The 21424-nt window shown below is 59.2% G+C and carries 16 protein-coding genes; 11 read left to right on the top strand and 5 right to left on the bottom strand.

The genetic code is table 11. The annotated features are described in order from the left end of the window. From ACIP66_RS25235 to ACIP66_RS25255, 5 genes are all read left to right on the top strand, one after another. Positions 1-609 (top strand): tetratricopeptide repeat protein (locus tag ACIP66_RS25235; RefSeq protein ID WP_400651744.1); only part of this gene is annotated, 609 nt, incomplete at its 5' end. Beyond that, positions 602-1753, top strand: a complete 1152-nt coding sequence (gene bamB, locus ACIP66_RS25240) for an outer membrane protein assembly factor BamB (protein ID WP_053123522.1) — start codon at positions 602-604, stop codon at positions 1751-1753. The genes ACIP66_RS25235 and bamB, both read left to right, overlap by 8 nt. A gap of 139 nt (positions 1754-1892) precedes the next feature. Beyond that, positions 1893-3362: a ribosome biogenesis GTPase Der gene (der, locus tag ACIP66_RS25245; protein ID WP_400651747.1), complete on the top strand. Its 1470-nt coding sequence runs from the start codon at positions 1893-1895 to the stop codon at positions 3360-3362. 247 nt (positions 3363-3609) lie between these two features. Beyond that, positions 3610-4758, top strand: a complete 1149-nt coding sequence (locus tag ACIP66_RS25250) for a pyridoxal phosphate-dependent aminotransferase (RefSeq protein ID WP_400651750.1) — start codon at positions 3610-3612, stop codon at positions 4756-4758. Beyond that, positions 4746-5537, top strand: coding sequence for an amidohydrolase (locus ACIP66_RS25255; RefSeq protein WP_212548801.1), 792 nt, complete (start codon positions 4746-4748; stop codon positions 5535-5537). Before ACIP66_RS25250 ends, ACIP66_RS25255 begins: the two co-directional genes overlap by 13 nt. A 208-nt stretch (positions 5538-5745) precedes the next feature. On the opposite strand, the gene leuA is transcribed toward ACIP66_RS25255, so the two are convergent. From leuA to ACIP66_RS25275, 4 genes are all read right to left on the bottom strand, one after another. Continuing rightward, positions 5746-7425 carry a 2-isopropylmalate synthase gene (gene leuA / locus ACIP66_RS25260; RefSeq protein WP_053123514.1) on the bottom strand — a complete coding sequence of 560 codons (1680 nt, stop codon included), beginning with the start codon at positions 7423-7425 and terminating at the stop codon, positions 5746-5748. A gap of 453 nt (positions 7426-7878) precedes the next feature. Continuing rightward, positions 7879-8700, bottom strand: a complete 822-nt coding sequence (locus ACIP66_RS25265; RefSeq protein WP_282354647.1) for a peptidoglycan DD-metalloendopeptidase family protein — start codon at positions 8698-8700, stop codon at positions 7879-7881. Between the two features lie 3 nt (positions 8701-8703). Beyond that, positions 8704-10083, bottom strand: coding sequence for an exodeoxyribonuclease VII large subunit (gene xseA, locus ACIP66_RS25270; RefSeq protein WP_400651755.1), 1380 nt, complete (start codon positions 10081-10083; stop codon positions 8704-8706). Between the two features lie 130 nt (positions 10084-10213). Then, positions 10214-11101 (bottom strand): LysR family transcriptional regulator, encoded by an 888-nt coding sequence (locus tag ACIP66_RS25275; protein WP_400651758.1) that lies wholly within the window; start codon positions 11099-11101, stop codon positions 10214-10216. Between the two features lie 100 nt (positions 11102-11201). On the opposite strand from ACIP66_RS25275, the gene ACIP66_RS25280 reads away from it, so the two are divergent. The 4 genes from ACIP66_RS25280 to guaA all read left to right on the top strand — a co-directional run bounded on the left by ACIP66_RS25280 (position 11202) and on the right by guaA (position 16063). Next, the gene (locus tag ACIP66_RS25280) at positions 11202-11969 is read left to right on the top strand and encodes a sulfite exporter TauE/SafE family protein (protein WP_400651760.1); all 768 of its coding nucleotides are present in this window, start codon (positions 11202-11204) and stop codon (positions 11967-11969) included. A 165-nt stretch (positions 11970-12134) separates the two neighbouring features. After that, complete coding sequence (locus tag ACIP66_RS25285; RefSeq protein WP_053123506.1) at positions 12135-12683, top strand: sugar ABC transporter ATPase; 549 nt, start codon at positions 12135-12137, stop codon at positions 12681-12683. 207 nt (positions 12684-12890) lie between these two features. Continuing rightward, positions 12891-14360 (top strand): IMP dehydrogenase, encoded by a 1470-nt coding sequence (gene guaB, locus ACIP66_RS25290; RefSeq protein ID WP_064118939.1) that lies wholly within the window; start codon positions 12891-12893, stop codon positions 14358-14360. A gap of 125 nt (positions 14361-14485) precedes the next feature. Beyond that, positions 14486-16063 (top strand): glutamine-hydrolyzing GMP synthase, encoded by a 1578-nt coding sequence (gene guaA / locus ACIP66_RS25295; protein ID WP_053123501.1) that lies wholly within the window; start codon positions 14486-14488, stop codon positions 16061-16063. Between the two features lie 69 nt (positions 16064-16132). Here the strand turns inward: guaA and ACIP66_RS25300 are convergent, their stop codons facing one another. Next, positions 16133-19108, bottom strand: a complete 2976-nt coding sequence (locus ACIP66_RS25300) for a membrane-targeted effector domain-containing toxin (protein WP_400651765.1) — start codon at positions 19106-19108, stop codon at positions 16133-16135. A 254-nt stretch (positions 19109-19362) separates the two neighbouring features. On the opposite strand from ACIP66_RS25300, the gene ACIP66_RS25305 reads away from it, so the two are divergent. Both ACIP66_RS25305 and tadA read left to right on the top strand, forming a co-directional pair. Further along, positions 19363-20739 carry a multicopper oxidase family protein gene (locus ACIP66_RS25305; RefSeq protein ID WP_053123498.1) on the top strand — a complete coding sequence of 459 codons (1377 nt, stop codon included), beginning with the start codon at positions 19363-19365 and terminating at the stop codon, positions 20737-20739. Further along, complete coding sequence (gene tadA, locus ACIP66_RS25310; protein WP_053123497.1) at positions 20739-21239, top strand: tRNA adenosine(34) deaminase TadA; 501 nt, start codon at positions 20739-20741, stop codon at positions 21237-21239. Before ACIP66_RS25305 ends, tadA begins: the two co-directional genes overlap by 1 nt. Positions 21240-21424: the final 185 nt, after the last annotated feature.

The raw sequence follows: 21424 nt of genomic DNA on the forward strand, positions 1-21424 counted from the left end.
ATGAAGGACGGGTGGACACGCAACGGCAAACCTCTGGTCACCGGCGGCCTGTTGGCGCTGGTCATCGTGTTCGGCTGGCAGGCTTATCACAAATATCAGGGCAACCAGTCGCAAGGCGCCTCGGTGCTCTATCAGCAATTGCTGGAAACCACGCTGACGCCTGACGGCAAGCCTGATGCTGCCCGCGTTGCGGATCTGGCCGGCAAGCTCAACAGCGAATTCGGCGGTACTGCCTACGCGCAGTACGGCAGCCTGTTCGTCGCCAAAGTGGCGGTCGACAGCGGCAAGCTGGACGACGCCGCGACCGAGCTGAAAGCCATCGTCGACAAACCGGTCAACCCGGCGCTGGGCGAAATCGCCCGTCAGCGTCTGGCACAGGTTTTGGGTGCGTTGAACAAAGCTGAAGACGGTCTGAAACTGCTCGACGGCGACGCCGACAAAGCGTTCCTGGCCACTCGCGAAGAACTCAAGGGCGACCTGCTGGTGCAGCTGGGCCGTACCGATGACGCGAACAAGGCGTATCAAAAAGCCAAGGCAGCACTGTCGGATGAAGCGGCGGTCGGTGGCCTTCAAATCAAGCTCGACGACCTGGCCAAAGGGGATGCGTGACGTGATCCGTTGGAAGCATGCAGCATTGCTGGCTCTGGCCCTTCTGGCCGCGGGTTGCAGCAGCAACAGCAAAAAAGAATTGCCACCGGCTGAACTGACCGACTTCAAAGAAGAAGTGGTTCTGCAAAAGCAGTGGAGTCGTTCGATCGGTGACGGTCAGGGCGAAACCTATAACATGCTGGTGCCGGCGATCGACGGTGACACCATCTACGCCGCCGATGTAACCGGCGTGGTGATGGGCATGGATCGCAGCAACGGCGACGTGAAGTGGAAGCAAGACCTTGAACTGCCTGTCTCCGGCGCCGTTGGCGTGGGTTACGGTCTGGTTCTGATCGGTACGCTGCGTGGCGAAGTCGTCGCTCTGGACGCCAGCAATGGTGAAGAGAAGTGGCGTGCTCGCGTCAACAGCGAAGTACTCGCGCCGCCGGCCAACAACGGCGACGTGGTGGTTGTGCAGACTCAGGACGATCGTCTGATCGGTCTGGATGCCTCCACCGGTACGCAACGCTGGGTGTATGACAGCACCCCGGCCGTTCTGACCCTGCGTGGCACCAGTGCACCGCTGGTCACCAATCGCCTCGCGGTGGCTGGCCTGTCGACTGGTAAAGTCGTCGCCCTGGATATTTCCAACGGCGTGCCGGTCTGGGAACAACGCATTGCGATTCCGCAAGGTCGTTCGGAACTGGAGCGCGTGGTCGACATCGACGGCGGTCTGCTGTTGTCCGGCGGTACCCTGTACGTTGCCAGCTATCAGGGTCGCGTCGCGGCACTGGATCTGGAAAGCGGTCGTCAACTCTGGCAGCGCGATGCGTCGAGCTACGCGGGTATTGCTCAGGGTTTCGGCAGCGTTTACGTGAGCCTGTCTTCGGGCACTGTTGAAGGCGTCGACGAGCGTTCCACCACAGCATTGTGGAGCAACGATTCGCTGGCTCGCCGTCAACTGTCGGCTCCGGAAGTGTTCTCCAGCTATGTAGCAGTGGGTGACCTGGAAGGTTATCTGCACCTGTTGAGTCAGGTTGACGGTCGTTTCGTCGGCCGTGAGCGCATCGACAGCGACGGCCTGCGTGCCCGTCCGCTGGTGGTGGGTGACACGATTTATGTGTATGGCAACAGCGGCAAACTGGAAGCCCTGACCATCAAGTAACAACTATGCTTGGGGATAACACCCCAGGCAGCTTCACTTGTGGAAGTGAACCTGTTCACTCCCACAGTGTTGCCCCGAGCACCAGCCGCTGCCTCGCAGCGGCTTTTGTATTTTCTGAAATAACGAAGTGGAGAGCCGCATGGTTCCCGTAATCGCCCTGGTGGGCCGACCGAACGTCGGCAAGTCCACCTTGTTCACCCGCCTCACCAGGACTCGCGACGCCATCGTCGGCGACTTGTCCGGTCTGACCCGTGATCGCCAGTACGGTGAGGCCAAGTGGCAAGGGCGTTCCTACATTCTGGTCGACACCGGTGGTATCTCCGGTGACGAGCACGGTATGGACGAAAAAATGGCCGAGCAGTCGCTGCTGGCTATTGAAGAAGCGGATGTTGTGCTGTTCCTGGTAGATGCCAAGGCCGGTTTCACTGCCGCCGACCAGATGATCGCCGAACACCTGCGCAAACGTAACAAGCGTTCCTACGTGGTTGCCAACAAGGTCGACAACATCGACCCGGAAATGGCCCGCGCTGAATTCGCACCACTGGGCATGGGCCACGCGATTCCGATCGCTGGTGCTCACGGCCGTGGCATCACGCAGATGCTGGAAATCGCCCTGGGTGATTTCCCGCGTGATGAAGAAGAGCCGGAAGACGGCGAAGAAGAAATCGTTGCCGAAGGTGAGGAAGCCAAGCGCATTCCTGGCCCGAGCGAAAAAGACGGGATCAAGATCGCCATCATCGGTCGTCCGAACGTCGGCAAATCGACCCTGGTCAACCGTATGCTCGGTGAAGACCGGGTAATCGTTTATGACCAGCCCGGCACCACCCGCGACAGTATCTACATCCCGTTCGAGCGGAATGAAGAGAAGTACACGCTGATCGACACCGCCGGTGTGCGCAAGCGCGGCAAGATTCACGAAGAAGTTGAAAAGTTCTCCGTGGTGAAAACCCTGCAAGCGATCAAAGACGCCAACGTGGTGATCTTTGTGATGGACGCCCGTGAAGGTGTGGTCGATCACGACCTCAACCTGCTCGGCTTCGCCATCGAGTCGGGCCGTGCGCTGGTGATCGCGATCAACAAGTGGGACGGCATGACGCCGAGCGAGCGCGACTTCGTCAAGGTCGAGCTGCAGCGTCGTCTGTTCTTCGTTGATTACGCCGACATCCACTTCATTTCGGCACTGCACGGCACTGGCGTGGGCAACCTCTACGCATCCGTACAGAACTCGTTCAAGTCCGCGGTTACCCGCTGGCCGACCAACCGTCTGACCCAGATTCTGGAAGACGCGGTGGGCGAGCACGCGCCACCGATGGTCAACAACCGCCGGATCAAGCTGCGTTACGCTCACTTGGGTGGTGCTAACCCGCCGATCATCGTGATCCACGGTAACCAGATCGAGAAAGTGCCGAAGTCGTATGTGCGCTATCTGGAGAACACTTACCGTCGTGTGCTCAAGCTGGTCGGTACGCCGATCCGCATCGAGTTCAAGGGCGGCGAGAACCCGTACGAAGGCAACAAAAACACCCTGACCGACCGCCAGGTCAACAGGAAGCGTCGAATGATGTCGCACAGCAAGAAAGCCGACAAAAAGCGCCGCGACAAGAAGTAATTGAGGTGGCCATTCCTGCCTTGGTGTGGGAATGCTCAATGGCTTCTGTAGGAGCTGCCGCAGGCTGCGATCTTTTGATTTTGCTTTAAAGGAAAGATCAGAAGATTGCAGCCTTCGGCAGCTCCTACAGGGTTCTGCGATAAGAAGGGCGCTCACCAGAGCGCCCTTTTTTTATGGGCGCCGGATGGGCTATCCTCGGGCTCTCCCGCGCCGTCGTCAGAGCCGGGTGTTGAGCAGGGAACCCCCGATGATCACCAGTAAGCTGCCGAATGTCGGCATCACTATTTTCACGCAGATGTCTCAGCTCGCGGCGCAGACCGGCGCGATCAACCTGTCCCAGGGTTTTCCTGATTTCGACGGCCCGCAGTCGTTGCGCGATGCGGTCGGTCGGCACATTGCCAGTGGCCACAACCAGTATTCGCCGATGACCGGTTTGCCGGCGCTGCGCGAACAGATTGCGCTGAAAATCGAGCGCAGCTATGGCGTGCAGGTCAACGCCGACAGCGAAGTGACCGTCACTCCCGGTGCGACTCAAGCCATCTTCTGTGCGATTCAGGCGGTTATCCACAGCGGCGACGAAGTCATCGTGTTCGATCCATGCTACGACAGCTATGCACCGGCGACGGAATTGGCGGGCGGTCGTTGCGTGCATGTGCAACTGAACCCGGATGACTTCTCCATCGATTTCGAGCAACTCGCGGCGGCCCTGAGCCCGCGCACGAAAATGATCGTCATCAACACCCCGCACAACCCGAGCGGCGCCCTGATCACCCGCGACGAACTCGATCAACTGGCAGCGCTGATCCGCGACCGCGACATCTACCTGATCAGCGATGAAGTCTACGAACACCTGGTCTTCGACGGCGTGCCCCACGTCAGCGTGCTCGCGCACGAAGAGCTGTATCAGCGCGCCTTCGTGGTCAGCTCGTTCGGCAAGACCTATCACGTCACGGGCTGGAAAACCGGCTATGTCGTTGCGCCGCCGGCACTGACCGCCGAACTGCGTAAAGTCCATCAGTACGTCAGCTTCTGCGGCGTCACACCGCTGCAATACGCGTTGGCCGATTACATGGCCGAGCACCCGGAGCACGTCGAAGAGTTGCCGGGTTTTTATCAGGCCAAACGCGACCTGTTCTGCGACCTGCTGGCCCCGTCGCGCTTCACCTTCAGCCGTGTCGCGGGCACCTATTTCCAACTGGTCGACTACTCGCAGATTCGTCCTGATCTGAGCGATGTCGAGATGGCGATGTGGATGACCCGTGAGCACGGCGTGGCAAGTATTCCGGTGTCGGTGTTCTACCAGAATCCACCGCAAGGCCAGCGCCTGGTGCGCCTGTGCTTTGCCAAGCGCGAGGAGACGCTGCGTGAAGCGGCGGCGAAACTATGCGTGATCTGAGTGCATTACCCGATCTGAATCTGGCGCTGATCCAGACCACCCTGGCCTGGCACGACCGTCAGGCCAACTTCGAGCATTTCGAGCAATTGCTGGAGCAGGCGCGTGGGGCGGATTTGATCATCCTGCCGGAAATGTTCACCACCGGTTTCTCCATGGAGTCAGAAACGCTCGCCGAAGCCGAGAACGGCCCGACCAGCAAATGGCTGCGCGTTCAGGCGGCGAAACTCGATGCGGTGATTACCGGCAGCGTGATTATTCAGGCGGCAGACGGCAGCCATCGTAATCGTCTGTTGTGGGCGCGGCCGGACGGTGAAGTGTTGCATTACGACAAGCGTCACCTGTTCCGCATGGCCGGTGAGCACAACCACTACACCCCCGGCGAGCGGCAGGTGCAATTCGAACTGAAGGGCTGGCGCGTGCGTCCGCTGATTTGCTACGACCTGCGCTTCCCGGTGTGGAGCCGTGATTCGCAGGATACGGATTTGCTGCTGTACACCGCGAACTGGCCGGGTGCGCGGCGTTTGCACTGGAACCGTTTGCTGCCGGCGCGGGCGATCGAAAACCTTTGTTATGTGGCAGCGGTGAATCGCGTTGGCACTGATGGTAAGGGTTTCGCTTATACCGGTGACAGCCAGGTGCTGGATTTTCAGGGCGAGAGCTTGCTGGCGGCGGGGGAGGCGGACGGGGTGTTCAAGGTGGTGCTGGAAGCGGCGCCATTGGCGGCGTATCGCGAGCGTTTTCCGGCGAATCTGGATGCCGATACGTTTGAGTTCACCTGAAAGGATGGGGTGACGGACAGGACGCCTTCGTGAGCAATCTGATCGTTCCACGCTCTGCGTGGGAATGCAGCCCGTGACGCTCTGCGTCACTGGACGCGGAGCGTCCCCTGATTCATTCCCACGCGGAGCGTGGGAACGATCGCCGTCAGCAGACAAAAAAAAGGCCCCGAAGCTTTAGCTTCGGGGCCTTTTGCATTTCAGCAGTCGATTACGCCGCTTTCGCCTCAGGCTGGCTCAGCGAGCGGTTCAGCGCGCTGAACAGTGCCTTGAAGCTGGCCGTGGTGATGTTTTCATCGATACCCACGCCGTGCACCGCACGTTCACCGTTCACACGCAGCTCGATGTACGCCGCCGCTTTGGCGTTGGTGCCGGCGCCGATTGCGTGTTCGTTGTAGTCCATGATCTCCACCGGAATCGGCAGGCCGGCGACCAGTGCTTCCAGCGCACCGTTGCCCTTGCCGCGCCAGTGCAGGTTGGTTTCGCCCTGACCTTTGCTCGCCACTTCCACTTCAACATTGCTGTTGCCGTTTTCTTCCTGCAAGCGATGGCTGACCAGCGCGTACGGGGTGTTGGCTTGCAGGTATTCGCTGATCAACAGCGAGTGAATCTGCTTGGCGGTCATCTCCAGACCGAGACGATCGGTTTCACGCTGCACAACCTGACTGAATTCGATCTGCATGCGACGTGGCAGGCTGATGCCGTATTCCTGCTCCAGCAAGTACGCGATGCCGCCCTTGCCCGACTGGCTGTTGACGCGAATCACCGCCTCGTAGCTGCGGCCGATGTCGGCCGGGTCGATCGGCAAGTACGGCACTTCCCACAGTGCGTCTGGTTTCTGCTGGGAGAAACCTTTGCGGATCGCATCCTGGTGCGAGCCGGAGAACGCGGTGTGCACCAGGTCGCCAACGTAAGGGTGACGCGGGTGAACCTGAATCTGGTTGCACTCTTCGACGACTTTGCGCACGCCGTCGATGTCGGAGAAGTCCAGCTGCGGGTCGAGACCCTGGGTGTACATGTTCAGTGCGACCGTGACGAGGTCGACGTTACCGGTACGCTCGCCGTTGCCGAACAGGCAGCCTTCGACGCGATCGGCGCCCGCCATCAGGCCCAGCTCGGTGGCGGCAACGCCAGTGCCACGGTCGTTGTGGGTGTGCAGGCTGATGATCACGCTGTCACGACGGTTGATGTTGCGGCCGAACCACTCGATCTGATCGGCGTAGATGTTCGGCGTTGCGCACTCAACGGTGGCGGGCAGGTTGAGGATCATCTTGTGCTCAGGCGTCGGGTTCCACACCTCGATCACCGCGTCACAGACTTCCTTGGCGAATTCCAGCTCGGTAGCGCTGAAGGTTTCCGGCGAGTATTCGAACGTCCACTCGGTGTCCGGCTGCATCGCGGCGTATTTGACGAACAGCTTGGCGGCGTTCACGGCGATGGCCTTGATGCCGTCCTTGTCCTGGTTGAAGACGATACGACGGAAAGAAGGCGAAGTGGCGTTGTACAAGTGAACGATGGCTTTCTTCGCGCCGCGCAGGGATTCGAAGGTGCGCTCGATCAAGTCTTCACGACCCTGGGTCAGCACCTGAATGGTGGTGTCGTCCGGGATGTGGCCTTCTTCGATGAGGGTGCGCACGAAGTCGAAGTCGGTTTGCGAAGCGGCCGGGAACGAGGCTTCGATTTCCTTCACGCCGACTTGCACCAGGGTTTTCCAGAAGCGCAGCTTCTTCACCGCGTCCATCGGCTCGATCAGCGACTGGTTGCCGTCACGCAGGTCGGAGCTGCACCAGATCGGCGCGGTGTCGATGGTCTTCGACGGCCAGGTGCGATCCGGCAGGTTGATGACAGGAAACGCGCGGTATTTCGAAGACGGGTCTTTGAGCATGCTCATCGGGAAATTCCTTATTGTCTGGGCCGAAAAAAGGCGGCCTGCCGGTGTTACGAATATGTTGGGAAAAGCTCTGGGCGAGGCGCAGCGATTCAGCCTGGCAGTCGTGCGCTGACGAGGCACAGGCTGCGGTGCTGGCGAAGCTGAATGAGGGTGTGAGAGGTTTTCATGCCTTCAACCCTAACCGCGAGGGGAGAGGATGGCAAGCAGTCGAAAAAAATTGAGAGGAATACTCGGAAAGAGAGTTTTTGCGGGATTTTATTGCGAGTAAATCAGCGGATCTTGTTGAAGTTTGCGTGAGGTTAGATTGGGACGCAATTGACGGTGGTGGGTGTCAGAGGGTGTTTTAGTGGTTTTGAGGCCGTCTTCGCGAGCAAGCTCTGCTCCTACAAGTATGCGGTGTCCTGGTAGGAGCAAAGCTTGCTCGCGAAGAGGCCATTAGCCTCACCGAATTCCTTAAGGTTGAAACGCGCCAATGAAAATCGCCGGATCCACCCGCGCATCATTCAGGCTGACATTCCAGTGCATATGCGGCCCGGTTGCGCGGCCGGTCATGCCCACCTTGCCCACCACCGCGCCACGCGCCAGTTGCTGGCCGTCCTTCACGTCAATCTTCGACATATGGCAGAACATGCTGATAAAGCCCTGCCCATGGTCGACGAACACCGTGTTGCCATTAAAGAAGTAGTTGCCGATCAGAATTACCTTACCCGCCGCCGGGGTCTTGATCGGCGTGCCTGCCGGTACAGCGAAATCGAGACCGGCGTGCGGATTGCGTTCTTCACCATTAAAGAAGCGGCGCACACCAAACTTGCTCGACAGCGGCCCGTTGACCGGCTTGTCCAACAGCAGATTGCTCGGCGTGTTCGGGCTGAAGCTGCGATAGGCCTTGATCTGCACGGCCAGCTCACCCTCGATGCGCTTAAGGTTCGACTGATCCGGATTGACCTGCTGCTTGTTCTTCAGGGTGATGTGCTGTTCCGGGTATTTCTTGTTGCCGACAGTAAACGGCAGATTACGGCCGCCACTGCTGATCTGCTGCGCACCCGGTTTGACTGTCAACGGCACGCCGACGATTGCCAGCCAGTTGTCCTGTTCCTTGACCACCAGCACCGGTTTGCCTTGATAGGTGGCGGTCGGCGCCTGCGCGGCCGTGCCCAGATCAACCACGGCGACGCCACCCGGTACCGGTTTGTTGAGCATGCGGGTGATGTAGCTGTCGGCATGGGCGTTGAAGGTCAGGCAGAGCAAAAACAGTGGAGCCAGAAAACGCGGCATGTATCAGTCCAGTAAAGAAAGGGTGACAGGCGTCAGGTGATTGTCCTCGACGCGCACTTGCAGTTCGCCTTCGCCGAGTTTGGCTTTCAGACGCTGGCCGGTGTGGGTCTGCGCGGCGTTACGAATCGCATGGCCGCGCTCATCGAGCAGAATGCTGTAACCACGACCGAGGGTCGCCAACGGGCTGACCACGTGCAGCGTCTGCATCTGACTGTGCAATTGCAGACGACGGTTTTTCAGGCCTTCACGCATGGCACGCGGCAGACGCTCGGCGAGGCTGTCTAGACGCTGGCGCAACATCGCCAACTGGCGGCCTGGGTGTTGCCCGGCGAGGCGGGTTTCCAGACGGATCAGCCGTTCGCGACGGGTATTGAGACTGCGCTCGAAGGCCCGGCGCATGCGCATGTCCAGATCGTCCAGACGTTGCGCTTGCTGGCGCAGACGTTCGCCGGGATGACGCAGGCGACGCGCCATGCCTTCGAGGCGCAGACGATCACGCATCAAACGGTCACGCATGCGCATCACCAGGCGGCGATGCAGGCTTTCGACCTGGCGGATCAGATGGCTGGAATCAGGCGCGAGCAATTCGGCAGCCGCAGATGGCGTCGGTGCGCGAACGTCAGCAACAAAGTCACTGATCGACACATCGGTTTCATGGCCAACCGCGCTGACAATCGGTGTCACGCAGGCATCGACGGCGCGGGCCACGGCTTCTTCGTTGAAACACCAGAGGTCTTCCAGCGAGCCGCCGCCACGGGCGAGGATCAATGCGTCGAAACCCCGCGCATCGGCCATTTTCAGCGCGCGAACGATTTGTGCAGTGGCTTCGCGGCCCTGTACGGCGGTCGGAATCAGCGTCAACTGAACCTGCGGCGCACGACGGCGGAACACGCTGATGATGTCGCGAATCACCGCGCCGGTCGGCGAACTGATAATGCCGATGCGCTGCGGATGCGCGGGCAGCGGCACTTTGCGCTCGGCACTGAACAGGCCTTCGGCGCTGAGCTTTTCTTTCAGCGCATCGAAGGCCAGACGCAGCACCCCGTCGCCGGCAGGCTCCACGGTGTCGAGGATTAACTGATAGTCGCCACGGCCTTCGAACAGCGAGACCTTGCCCCGCACCTTCACCGCCAAACCATCTTTCAGCGCCTGGCGCACGCGCGCGGCGTTCTGCCGGAACAGCGCGCAGCGCACCTGCGCGCCACTGTCCTTGAGCGTGAAGTAGATGTGGCCGGACGCCGGTCGGGCGAGGTTGGAGATTTCGCCTTCGACCCAGATGTTGCTGAACACGTCTTCGAGCAACACCCGCGCGCGGCCGTTGAGCTGGCTGACGGTCAGGACTTCACGGTCCAGGCCAAGTCTTGCAAAGGGATCTTTAATCATGGGGCGCAGTTTAAAGGCATTCTCGCCGTCATTGCACGATCCCTGTAGGAGCTGTCGAGTGAAACGAGGCTGCGATCTTTTGATCTGGTTTTTGAGATCAAGGTCAAAAGATCGCAGCCTTCGGCAGCTCCTACAGGGGAGGTGTGAAGGTCTGGAGGAAGTGGTGGATCAGGGGACTGGGATTCTGGCGGTAGGCGAGGGCGACGGTGCTTTGGCTGTCGGGATCGCTGAGCGTTAGAAAGCGTACGCCGCTCGGTGCAATGTCTTGCATTGATTCCGGCAGCAGGGCAATGCCGAATCCGCCCTGAATCAATTGTAACTGCGTGGTCTTGCGCGACATTACTCGCGCCGCTTTCGGGAAGAAACCCTGGCGCATGCACAGATCGGCGCACAAATAGCTCAGGCCGCCGCGCTGTGGATGGGGAATGGAGATGAAGGCTTCGTCCTTGAGCTGCGCCAGTTCCACCGTATCCAAGGTGGCCAGTCGATGATCCGCCGGCACGGCCAGCAGCAGGCGCTCACTAAACAGCGGCACGATCTGAATGCCTTCGCGCTGGCGCAGCACTGGCAGGCGCAGCAAACCGACATCGAGGCGACCTTCGGCCAATTCCTCCAATTGCGCCTCGGAAGACAGTTTGCCGATATCCAGCGACACGCCCGGTTGTTGCTGTAGATAAGCGCCGATAATACTGAGCAAACGCCCACTGATCGGCACGGTGCTGGAATGGCTCAAACGCAGAGTGCCGAGTTGCCCGTTACCGACTTCGGTGGCCATGACGCTGGCCTTGTTCAGTTCGATCAGCAGATTACGCGCTCGCGGCAAAAACGCTTCGCCCGCCGCCGTGAGTCGCGGCTGGCGTGCAGTACGCTCGAACAGCGGCGTTTGCAGGTGCGTCTCCATGGCCTTGATCTGCCGGCTTAGCGCCGATTGGGCAATGAACAAGCGCTCCGCCGCCGCACTGAAACTGCCGCATTCAGCGATTTCAACGAAGTAACGCAATTGTCGGGTGGAAAGCATCAGGTATGCCTTTTCGAGATGACTTGGCGACTTTGAAGATATTAGTCGCAAGCGTTGGCGCTGGCTAAAGTCATCTCAGGCTTATTAAGGAAGCGCATCGATGAGCGTGGCGGGTTTGTTGAGTGAGTGGCAGTGGGGCGTGCAAGGCTGGGTGATCATCGGCTTGGGCATCGTGCTGGCTTATATCGTCTTCGGTATCGCAGGGTTCGGCACGGCGTTGGTGGCGGGGCCGATTCTGATTCTGTTCATGCCGTTGTCGAAGATCGTGCCGCTGCTGGTGTTGCTGGATTTCGTCGCGGCGTTCGGCAATCTGCTGCCGTCGCGGCGCGATGTCGCTAAGCCGGAGCTGTTGCGGTTGCTGCCGTGTATGGCGGTCGGTTGTACGTTGGGGGTGATATTCCTGCTTAACCTCAAATCCGACCTGCTGTTGCTGTTGATGGGGCTGTTTATCAGCGCTTACGCGATTTACAGCCTGTGGGTGAAAGCGCGGCCGACGCAATTGTCGGCCGGGTGGGCAGTGCCGATGGGCACGGTGGGTGGGTTATTTGGTGCGCTGTTTGGCAGTGGCGGCTTTTTATATGCGATTTATTTGAACAGCCGATTGCCGAAGGAAGCGGCGCGGGCCACGCAAAGTGCGCTGATCAGTTGCAGCACGGTGGTGCGTTTGAGCTTGTTTGCCATCGCCGGGGTGTATGCCGAGCTACCCTTGTTGATGTTGGCGCTGTGTCTGTTGCCGGCCATGGCGTTGGGGTTGTGGGTCGGGCGGCGGTTGACCATGAAGTTGTCGCGCGAGGCGTTTGTGCGATTGGTGACGTGGCTGGTGCTCGCGAGTGGGCTGGCGTTGATCGGGCGCTATCTCAGCACTTGACCGGATTTTGTCAGGGATTAAGCTGCCGGCCGCAATTCCTTTGTAGGAGTGAGCCTGCTCGCGATAGCGGTGTATCAGTTGATCTTGATGTGTCTGACCCACCGCTATCGCGAGCAGGCTCACTCCTACAGAGGTAAATTTCAGTATCTGCAGCAGGCTTGCACCATGAATTCGCAAAGCATCATCGTCCCGAAAATCTCCACCCTGCCGGTGCACGAACCCCGGGCCCGGGCGATCGTGCGCTGGCTGGTGCGCAAAAACATCGTCAAGGAAGAGCTGAGCACCTGTGGCCGCACTGGCAATCGCATGGCTTACGCGATTGCCGATGGCGCGCGGGCCGTGGTGCTGCACCCGCAGGCGTTGCCGTTCGGTGAGCCTATCAATGGTCTGGAAATCGTCACCAAACGCTGCATCTATACCCCGGCCAAGGGGTTTCTCGGAGAAGCCGGTTGTGCCGAATGCCGTCGCGAGATCGGCGAGGCACTGTTCGAAAGCCTGGAAGACTGGATGCCTGGGCGCACCGATAACTTCACCTGCCCGGAATGCGGGCACGAAGACGACATCAACGGCTTTCTGTATTTGCAGGAGTGCGGGTTTTCCAACCTCGGCTTCATCTTCAACAACTGGCTGGAAGCGGGTTTCAAACAGAGCTTCCTCGACGAGTTCGCCGACTGGCTCGATCTCCCCGTCAGTTGGGTAAAAGTAGAACTCTGACCCTCAAATATTCCCTGTAGGAGCTGCCGAAGGTTGCGATCTTTTGATCTTGTTATTAACAGACAACGTCAAAAGATCGCAGCCTCCGGCAGCTCCTACAAAAAACAGGGTTTTCCGTATATCAATTAGACTGAGTTTTACGTTGATCCGAAGGGGGTGTCTGACTATAATGGCGCGCTTCCATTTTCCCGCTCGGGAGCCCCCGCGATGCTGCGTATCAGCCAAGAAGCTCTGACATTCGACGACATTCTCCTAGTGCCCGGTTATTCCGAGGTGCTTCCTAACGAAGTCAGTCTCAAGACCCGCCTAACCCGTGGCATCGAGCTGAATATTCCTCTGGTTTCTGCCGCAATGGACACCGTCACTGAAGCCCGTCTGGCAATTGCCATGGCTCAGGAAGGTGGCATCGGCATTATCCACAAGAACATGACCATCGAGCAGCAAGCTGCCGAAGTTCGCAAGGTCAAGCGTTACGAAGCCGGTGTAGTCAAGGATCCGATCACCATCGAGGCTGATGCCACGGTGCGTGAACTGTTCGAACTGACCCGTCTGCACAACATTTCCGGCGTTCCGGTACTGCACGATGGCGACCTGGTCGGCATCGTCACTTCCCGTGACGTGCGTTTCGAAAACCGTCTGGAAGCCACCGTCCGTGAAGTGATGACGCCTAAAGAGCGTCTGGTCACGGTCAAGGAAGGCGCTGACAAGAACGACGTTCGCGAGTTGCTGCACAAAAACCGCATCGAACGCGTTCTGATCGTTGACGACAAATTTGCCCTCAAAGGCATGATGACCGTTAACGACATCGAAAAAGCCAAAGCCTACCCGCTGGCCAGCAAGGACGATCAAGGTCGTCTGCGCGTTGGCGCTGCTGTCGGTACCGGTAAAGACACCGGTGACCGCGTCGCCGCTCTGGTCAATGCCGGTGTAGACGTGGTGGTAGTCGATACCGCTCACGGTCACTCCAAAGGCGTGATCGACCGCGTTCGCTGGGTTAAACAGAATTTCCCTGAAGTGCAGGTGATCGGCGGCAACATCGCCACCGGCGCCGCTGCCAAGGCTCTGGCCGAAGCAGGCGCTGACGCAGTCAAGGTCGGTATCGGCCCTGGCTCGATCTGCACCACCCGCATCGTCGCCGGTGTCGGCGTCCCGCAAATCAGTGCCATCGCCAACGTTGCTGCTGCCCTTGAAGGCACTGGCGTACCGTTGATCGCCGACGGCGGCATCCGTTTCTCCGGTGACCTGTCCAAGGCCATCGTTGCCGGTGCTTCCTGCGTGATGATGGGCTCGATGTTCGCCGGTACTGAAGAAGCGCCGGGCGAAATCGAACTGTTCCAGGGCCGTTCGTACAAGGCGTATCGCGGCATGGGGTCGCTGGGCGCCATGTCCCAGGCTCAAGGTTCCTCCGACCGTTACTTCCAGGATTCCTCGGCAGGCGCCGAGAAACTTGTTCCGGAAGGCATCGAAGGCCGTGTGCCGTACAAAGGCACCCTGAGCGCGATCATTCACCAGTTGATGGGCGGTCTGCGTTCCTCGATGGGCTACACCGGTAGCGCCAACATCGAAGAAATGCGCACCAAGCCTGAATTCGTGCGGATCACCGGCGCCGGCATGGCCGAATCCCACGTTCACGACGTGCAGATCACCAAAGAAGCGCCAAACTACCGGGTCGGCTAACGCCGACAGCTATAAGCCACAAGCTATAAGCTGCAAGCGGTACTGCATTCATGCAGCTACCGCGCAGCTTCCGATAACTTGCAGCTTGCAGCTTGAAGCTTGCAACTGCTTTTCAGAGCTCTACCATGGCCCTCGATATTCACGCTCACCGCATCCTGATCCTCGACTTCGGTTCGCAATACACCCAACTGATCGCCCGCCGCGTGCGCGAGATCGGTGTGTACTGCGAACTGCACCCGTTCGACATGGACGAAGATGCGATCCGCGAATTCGCTCCTAAAGGCGTCATCCTCGCCGGCGGCCCCGAGTCCGTACACGTCGCCGACAGCCCGCGCTGCCCACAGGCAGTGTTCGATCTGGGCGTACCGGTTTTCGGTATCTGCTACGGCATGCAGACCATGGCCGAGCAACTGGGCGGCAAGGTTGAAGGTTCCGAGCTGCGTGAGTTCGGTTACGCCCGCGTTGACGTAGTCGGCAAGAGCCGCCTGCTCGACGGCATCGAAGACCACATCGACGCTGATGGCCTGTTCGGCCTCGACGTCTGGATGAGCCACGGTGACAAGGTCACCAAGATGCCGGAAGACTTCCACGTCCTCGCCAGCACCCCGAGCTGCCCGATCGCCGGTATGTTCAACGACGCTCGCGGCTACTACGGCGTGCAGTTCCACCCGGAAGTGACCCACACCAAACAGGGCGGTCGCATCCTGTCGCGCTTCGTTCTCGACATCTGCGGCTGTGAAGCCCTGTGGACGCCGTCGAAGATCGCTGAAGACGCCATCGCCAACATCCGCGCTCAGGTCGGCACCGACAACGTGCTGCTGGGTCTGTCCGGCGGCGTTGACTCCTCGGTGGTTGCCGCGCTGCTGCACAAAGCCATCGGCGACCAATTGACCTGCGTCTTCGTCGACAACGGCCTGCTGCGTCTGCACGAAGGCGAGCAAGTGATGGCCATGTTCGCCGAGAACATGGGCGTCAAGGTAATCCGCGCCAACGCTGAAGAGCAGTTCCTGAACAACCTGGCCGGCGAAGCCGATCCAGAGAAGAAGCGCAAAATCATCGGTCGCACCTTCATCGACGTATTCGATGCCCAGTCGAACAAACTGGACAACATCAAGTACCTCGCTCAGGGCACCATCTACCCGGACGTGATCGAGTCGGCTGGCGCGAAAAGCGGCAAGGCCCACGTGATCAAGTCGCACCACAACGTGGGCGGCCTGCCGGAAGAGATGAACCTGAAACTGGTCGAGCCACTGCGCGAACTGTTCAAGGACGAAGTCCGTCGTCTGGGCCTGGAACTCGGCCTGCCGTACGACATGGTCTACCGTCACCCATTCCCGGGCCCGGGTCTGGGCGTGCGGATCCTCGGTGAAGTGAAAAAGGAATACGCCGACCTGCTGCGTCGTGCCGACCACATCTTCATCGAAGAACTGCGCAAAGCCGACTGGTACCACAAAGTCAGCCAAGCCTTTGTCGTGTTCCAGCCAGTGAAATCGGTTGGTGTTGTTGGTGATGGCCGTCGTTACGCTTGGGTGGTTGCCCTGCGTGCCGTAGAAACCATCGACTTCATGACCGCGCGTTGGGCGCACCTGCCTTACGAACTGCTGGAAACCGTCTCCGGCCGCATCATCAATGAAATCGAAGGCATTTCGCGCGTTACTTATGACGTGTCGAGCAAGCCGCCTGCGACGATTGAGTGGGAATAATCCCGGTCTGATTGATCGGTGTTAACCCCGAAAAGCCCCGTGAACGCGAGTTCACGGGGCTTTTTTACGTTAGCTGATTTTGATCGGTTTGAACCCCATGATCCGCAACGCAGCCGAGAGCTCGGCAAGGTTGGGGTAACGTCGGCCGCTGATGGGCCAGTTCGGCCGTTCAACGTAATAGAACCCGCCCTTGTTGAGGATCGGCGTGCGAACGATGTTGCCATCGCTGCTGCGATGAATCAGCGTGGCGACGTCGTCGATGTTCATCACCGTGCAATCGCCGGGATTGATCAGTGTTTTTTCCAGTGAGTCGGCCAAGGCAACGCTGGCGGGGGTGTCGATTTGCAGGCGCAGGTCGCTTTTGACGGGCGATAACGGGCGGGCAAACTCGTCGGTCGGAATGCGCCCGGGATCCGGCTCTATGCCTCGGGCAGTTCCGGCCGGGGTGCTTTCTATACGCAGGCCGATGCCGCCTTCCAGTTCGCTTAAACCCGGTACGCCTTCCCAGGTATTGGCATGGCTGTCGCCTACCAGCGCGACCCAGCGATGGGCGCCACGAGCGTTCTGATCCGCGGTGATCACCTCATGCGAAAAGTAATTCATCATCTTCTGGCGGAACGTGCTTTTGTCGACACCGCTCATGCCGGTGCTTCTATAGCTGGCCAGGCAATCGATCGACTGGATGCGGATATGGTTTTTTTGCGCCGCTTTGGCCAGTTCGAGAAAAGTGTATTGGCCACTGGTGTCGGTTTTGAATCCCCCGTCCATGGTCTTCAGGTAGGTTTCCAGCGTCTCTGACATCTTCCCGGTGCGATTGAAAACATCCAGATCGGCTTGATGGAAGTCTGTCAGCACATGCTCCAGATACAGGGTTTTGACCTTCTGTTTACTGAGTGCCGCCATGTTGTCGATCAGAAACTGTTTGCTGCCGACACTGGAGTGATTCTCGCCAATGACCAGCCCGGACGCCGATTTATACAGCTTCTTGATGATCTCTTTCGGCGCGAGTTTCGCCGGCAATTCAGGGATTTCCGGGCGCGGTGGTAGCGTGTGGGACTCCAGAAAGGCATTGGCATCGCGGTATAGCGTCTGGCGTAACGCCTTGAATTCAGCGTGCGGATTGCTGGCGTCGGTTTTTGGCAGGGTGGCCATGTAATCTTTTAGCTCGTATTTGGTACCCCGGCCTTGAGCGAGTTCGTTCAGCGCATCGCGTGAAGCGGGTGGAATGTCGTAGGCGGTCGGCGGACTGTCCACGTCCGGAAGCGGTGTTCGAGCGCGACCCCATGGCCACAGCCCGATGCACTTGCCGCCGCCCATCAGGCCCGGACGATTGATCGGTTGCCATTCCCCAGCCTCATCCAGACGAATCGGCAAACTGCGATAGAACGAGTGAGGATTTGCCGGATCAATGATCGCCCAGCCCTTGAGCTCTTTGATGAAGCGAACCAGGTAATAACTGTCGTTGATCAGTACGTAGTGCCCACCACCCGGTGGTTGAAAAATCCCTTGATACTGGCCTTCTTGCGAGACAGGCGATAATCCGTCCAGCACTTCATTGGTCTCGAAAGACTCCAGTAAGTCTGTGCCTTGTTGCGCATAAGCGGGGCCTGGGGCATAACGCGCAATTGGCGGGACATCTGCAATATCTGCAGTCGATTCGTCGATAAGGGGTTCGGTAAACTCGTCCTGAACGTTAAACATTTCGCTCGCTTCGCCAACTTCCGCGACCTCTGCTGCTCCACGCAGGTACGACAGGTTGAACAGCACATCGATGCCGCTGGCGATCGCTCCGATGACTCCGGCCTTGCGATCTGCCTTGCTGGTGCCATTGATGGCTTGATCGATGTTCATGCCCATGTCGGCCAGTCCCGCACCGACCACTGCCAGCGCAACGGGCCAGCCCACGGCGGCCATGGAGCCGAAAACCCGGAGAAAGGCGTTCAGGTAGCCGATCCACATCTTCTTGCGCAGCTCGCCATTGGAATGCAGCGAAAGGTCAGCATCGCTGTGCATGCGCGCCTTGACCGAGTCGCGTAGCCAACTGAACGCGTCACCTGTGATTGCGGTGGTGTTTTGGTTGATCAAGTGGTGATCGCTGGCGCCCCACGTCGAGTACAGCAAGTCGATCATGGCATTCAGACCGATATTGCCATCGTCCTGTCGCTGGGCAGCCAAGGGGAAATGCGCCATGAAGCGTGCGCGATTCTCCGCATGATTGTTTTGCATCAACAACCACCAATGCAGATCGGACTCAGTGGCGAACACATGGAAGCAGTCAAGCTCACCGGGGGTGTAGAGAATCTGCACGCCATTGCTGTCAGCGATGCACAAAATATCCGTGGCGCTGTAGCCGCCGATGTTCAGGGCGCTCACTCGCAGTCCGTCAGCAACGGGCGTTTCGCGTTGCAGAAATGCCAGCGAAACCGGCCAGGTGATATCGCTCGCCACAGCCTTGATCAATGTTTTGAGGTTTTCATTGTTCAGCCGTTCGCCGTCGTGTTCGTCGAGGGCCTTGGCGAGGAAATTCAGTTTGGCCAACGTGCGGAAATCGTCGGCGTGCAGCGTCCAGAACTGCTGCATTTTCGTTCGATAGAGTTCGCTGAAGTTGATCGCCCAAAGGTCTTTCAGCACTTCGCTGGGGCGCAGGCGAACTTCGTTGGTCTCGTTGTAGACCGATGCGTCTGCGCCTTCGCTGTAAAAGCCGCCGTAGCCGTCGAGGAGGTCGGCATTGTCCTGATCGTGGGCGTGGAAACGTTTGACCAGAAGCTCCGTCAGCGTCAAGGATTCCGACGGCTTTGGGTAGTGCTCCCAGCCCAGAAAGGCTTTGTCGCTGCTGACCGAGGTGTTGTTGAAGCGGTGCCACCAGACATTTTCGGGATCAATGTCTTTGATACCGTACTTGTCGAGAATGCCCTGGGCCGCTTCGTGGGCCATGTCGTGCAGGTCGGGGCAAGCCTCGGTAAACGGCAGAACCAGCGCGTGCAGTGACTGTTCATCGGCAGGGTTTGGAAGCAGAGATGGGGGCAGGGTTACAGAAATATTCACTTCTCGCTCCTTGAGAAATGGGGGGTGAAAAACTGATCAACACTATGGCTTTTTCAGCGGCGCGAATCTGTAGGGCTGAGGCCATCTGAGCGTGAAGGAAGCAGGGACGCGATCTGTACGAAAGGTTCCCGCACAGGTGGCGAACATGTGTCGCATTGCCACGCCGGCCTTACTGTTTCGCAGTTGCGGGTGTATCGTATTCGCCTTTTAACGGGCCCCCGGGCCTGTCGCTGATATGTGAGGTAGTTGAGTTCATGTCCTTTACCCGTCGCCAAATCCTCGGTGGCCTGGCCGGTCTAGTTGTCGTTGGCGTCGGCGCAGGGGGCGCGTCGCGTTACTGGCTGGGCAAGATGGCCGACGCTGAGGCGGGTCACGATTACGAGCTGATCGCCGCGCCACTGGACGTTGAACTGGTACCAGGGCACAAGACCGAGGCGTGGGCGTTCGGCCCGTCGGCGCCAGGTACCGAATTACGCGTGCGTCAGGGTGAATGGCTGCGAGTGCGCTTCATCAACCATTTGCCGGTGGCGACCACGATTCACTGGCACGGCATCCGCCTGCCGCTGGAAATGGATGGCGTACCGTACGTCTCGCAACTGCCGGTGTTGCCGGGCGAATACTTTGATTACAAATTCCGCGTGCCGGACGCCGGCAGCTATTGGTATCACCCACACGTCAGCAGCAGCGAAGAGCTCGGTCGCGGGTTGGTCGGGCCGCTGATCATTGAAGAGCGCGAGCCGACCGGTTTCATCTACGAAAAGACCCTGAGCCTGAAGAATTGGCACATTGATGACGTAGGCAATTTCGTCGAGTTCAGCATTCCGCGCGAAGCGGCGCGGGGCGGTACGGCGGGGCGTTTGTCGACGATCAATGGTGTGCCGACCCCGGTGATTGAATTGCCGGCGGGGCAGATCACCCGGGTGCGGCTGCTCAATCTGGATAACACCCTCACGTATCGCATCAATATTCCCGGCGTCGAAGCGAAAATTTATGCGCTGGACGGCAACCCGGTCGAGCCACGGCCATTGGGCAAAGAATATTGGCTGGGCCCGGGCATGCGCATTTGTCTGGCGATCAAGGCACCGGCGGCGGGCGAAGAGTTGTCGTTGCGTAATGGCCCGGTGCGTCTTGGCACATTGCGTTCGGTGGCCAATACCGACGCGCCGACCGACTGGCCGAAAACCTTGCCGGCCAACCCGGTGGCCGAACCAGATCTGGCGAATGCCGAGAAACTCAACTTCAATTTCGAATGGGTCGGTTCGGTGTCGGTCGACGTCGACAACGGGCGGCCGCCGAGCCTGTGGCAGATCAACGGCAAGGCTTGGGACATCACCGACAAGACCTGCGCTGATCGGCCGATTGCCAGTTTGAAGCTGGGGCAGAGCTATATTTTCGAATTGAAAAACATGACCCAGTATCAGCACCCGATTCACCTGCACGGCATGAGCTTCAAAGTGTTGTCGTCGAACCGGCACAAGGTCATTCCGTATTTCACCGACACCTATCTGCTGGGCAAGAACGAGCGCGCGCAAGTGGCGTTGGTGGCCGATAATCCGGGGGTGTGGATGTTCCACTGCCACGTGATCGACCACATGGAAACCGGCCTGATGGCCGCCATCGAGGTGAAGTGATGCGCCAGATTCGCCCAGCGGCGATCATCGACCGCAGCCGTGATCGCGATTTCATGCGTGAAGCCTTGGCGCTCGCCGCACAAGGTGCAGCGCTGGGCGAAGTGCCGGTGGGCGCGGTGTTGGTGCAGGATGGCGAGATTATCGGGCGTGGGTTTAATTGCCCGATCAGTGCCAGCGACCCGAGTGCGCATGCGGAAATGGTCGCGATTCGTGCGGCCGCGCAGGCGGTGGATAACTATCGGCTGCCGGGCAGCACGCTGTATGTGACGCTCGAGCCATGCAGCATGTGCGCGGGGTTGATCGTGCATTCGCGGGTGGCGCGTGTGGTGTATGGGGCGCTGGAGCCGAAGGCCGGGATTGTGCAGAGTCAGGGGCAGTTTTTTACCCAGGGCTTTTTGAATCACCGGGTGTTGTATGAAGGCGGGGTGTTGGCGGAGGAATGTGGTGCGGTGCTGACGGAGTTCTTCCGCGCCCGCAGAGCAAAAAGCCCCTCACCCTAACCCTCTCCCAGAGGGAGAGGGGACTGACCGGGTTGGATGGGCGAGATCCGCCGACCTGAGTTATCGAGTCGAACTCAAGTTTCGAAAAGTTTGCAGTGGTCAACTAATTCCGGACACCTCGATAGGTGGTTTTGACGCCATCGCCCGCTCATAGACGGTCGGTGGCAGATATCCCAGTTTCGAGT

It is taken from the genome of Pseudomonas sp. NPDC088429 (assembly GCF_044753305.1).
Classification (GTDB): domain Bacteria; phylum Pseudomonadota; class Gammaproteobacteria; order Pseudomonadales; family Pseudomonadaceae; genus Aquipseudomonas; species Aquipseudomonas rustica.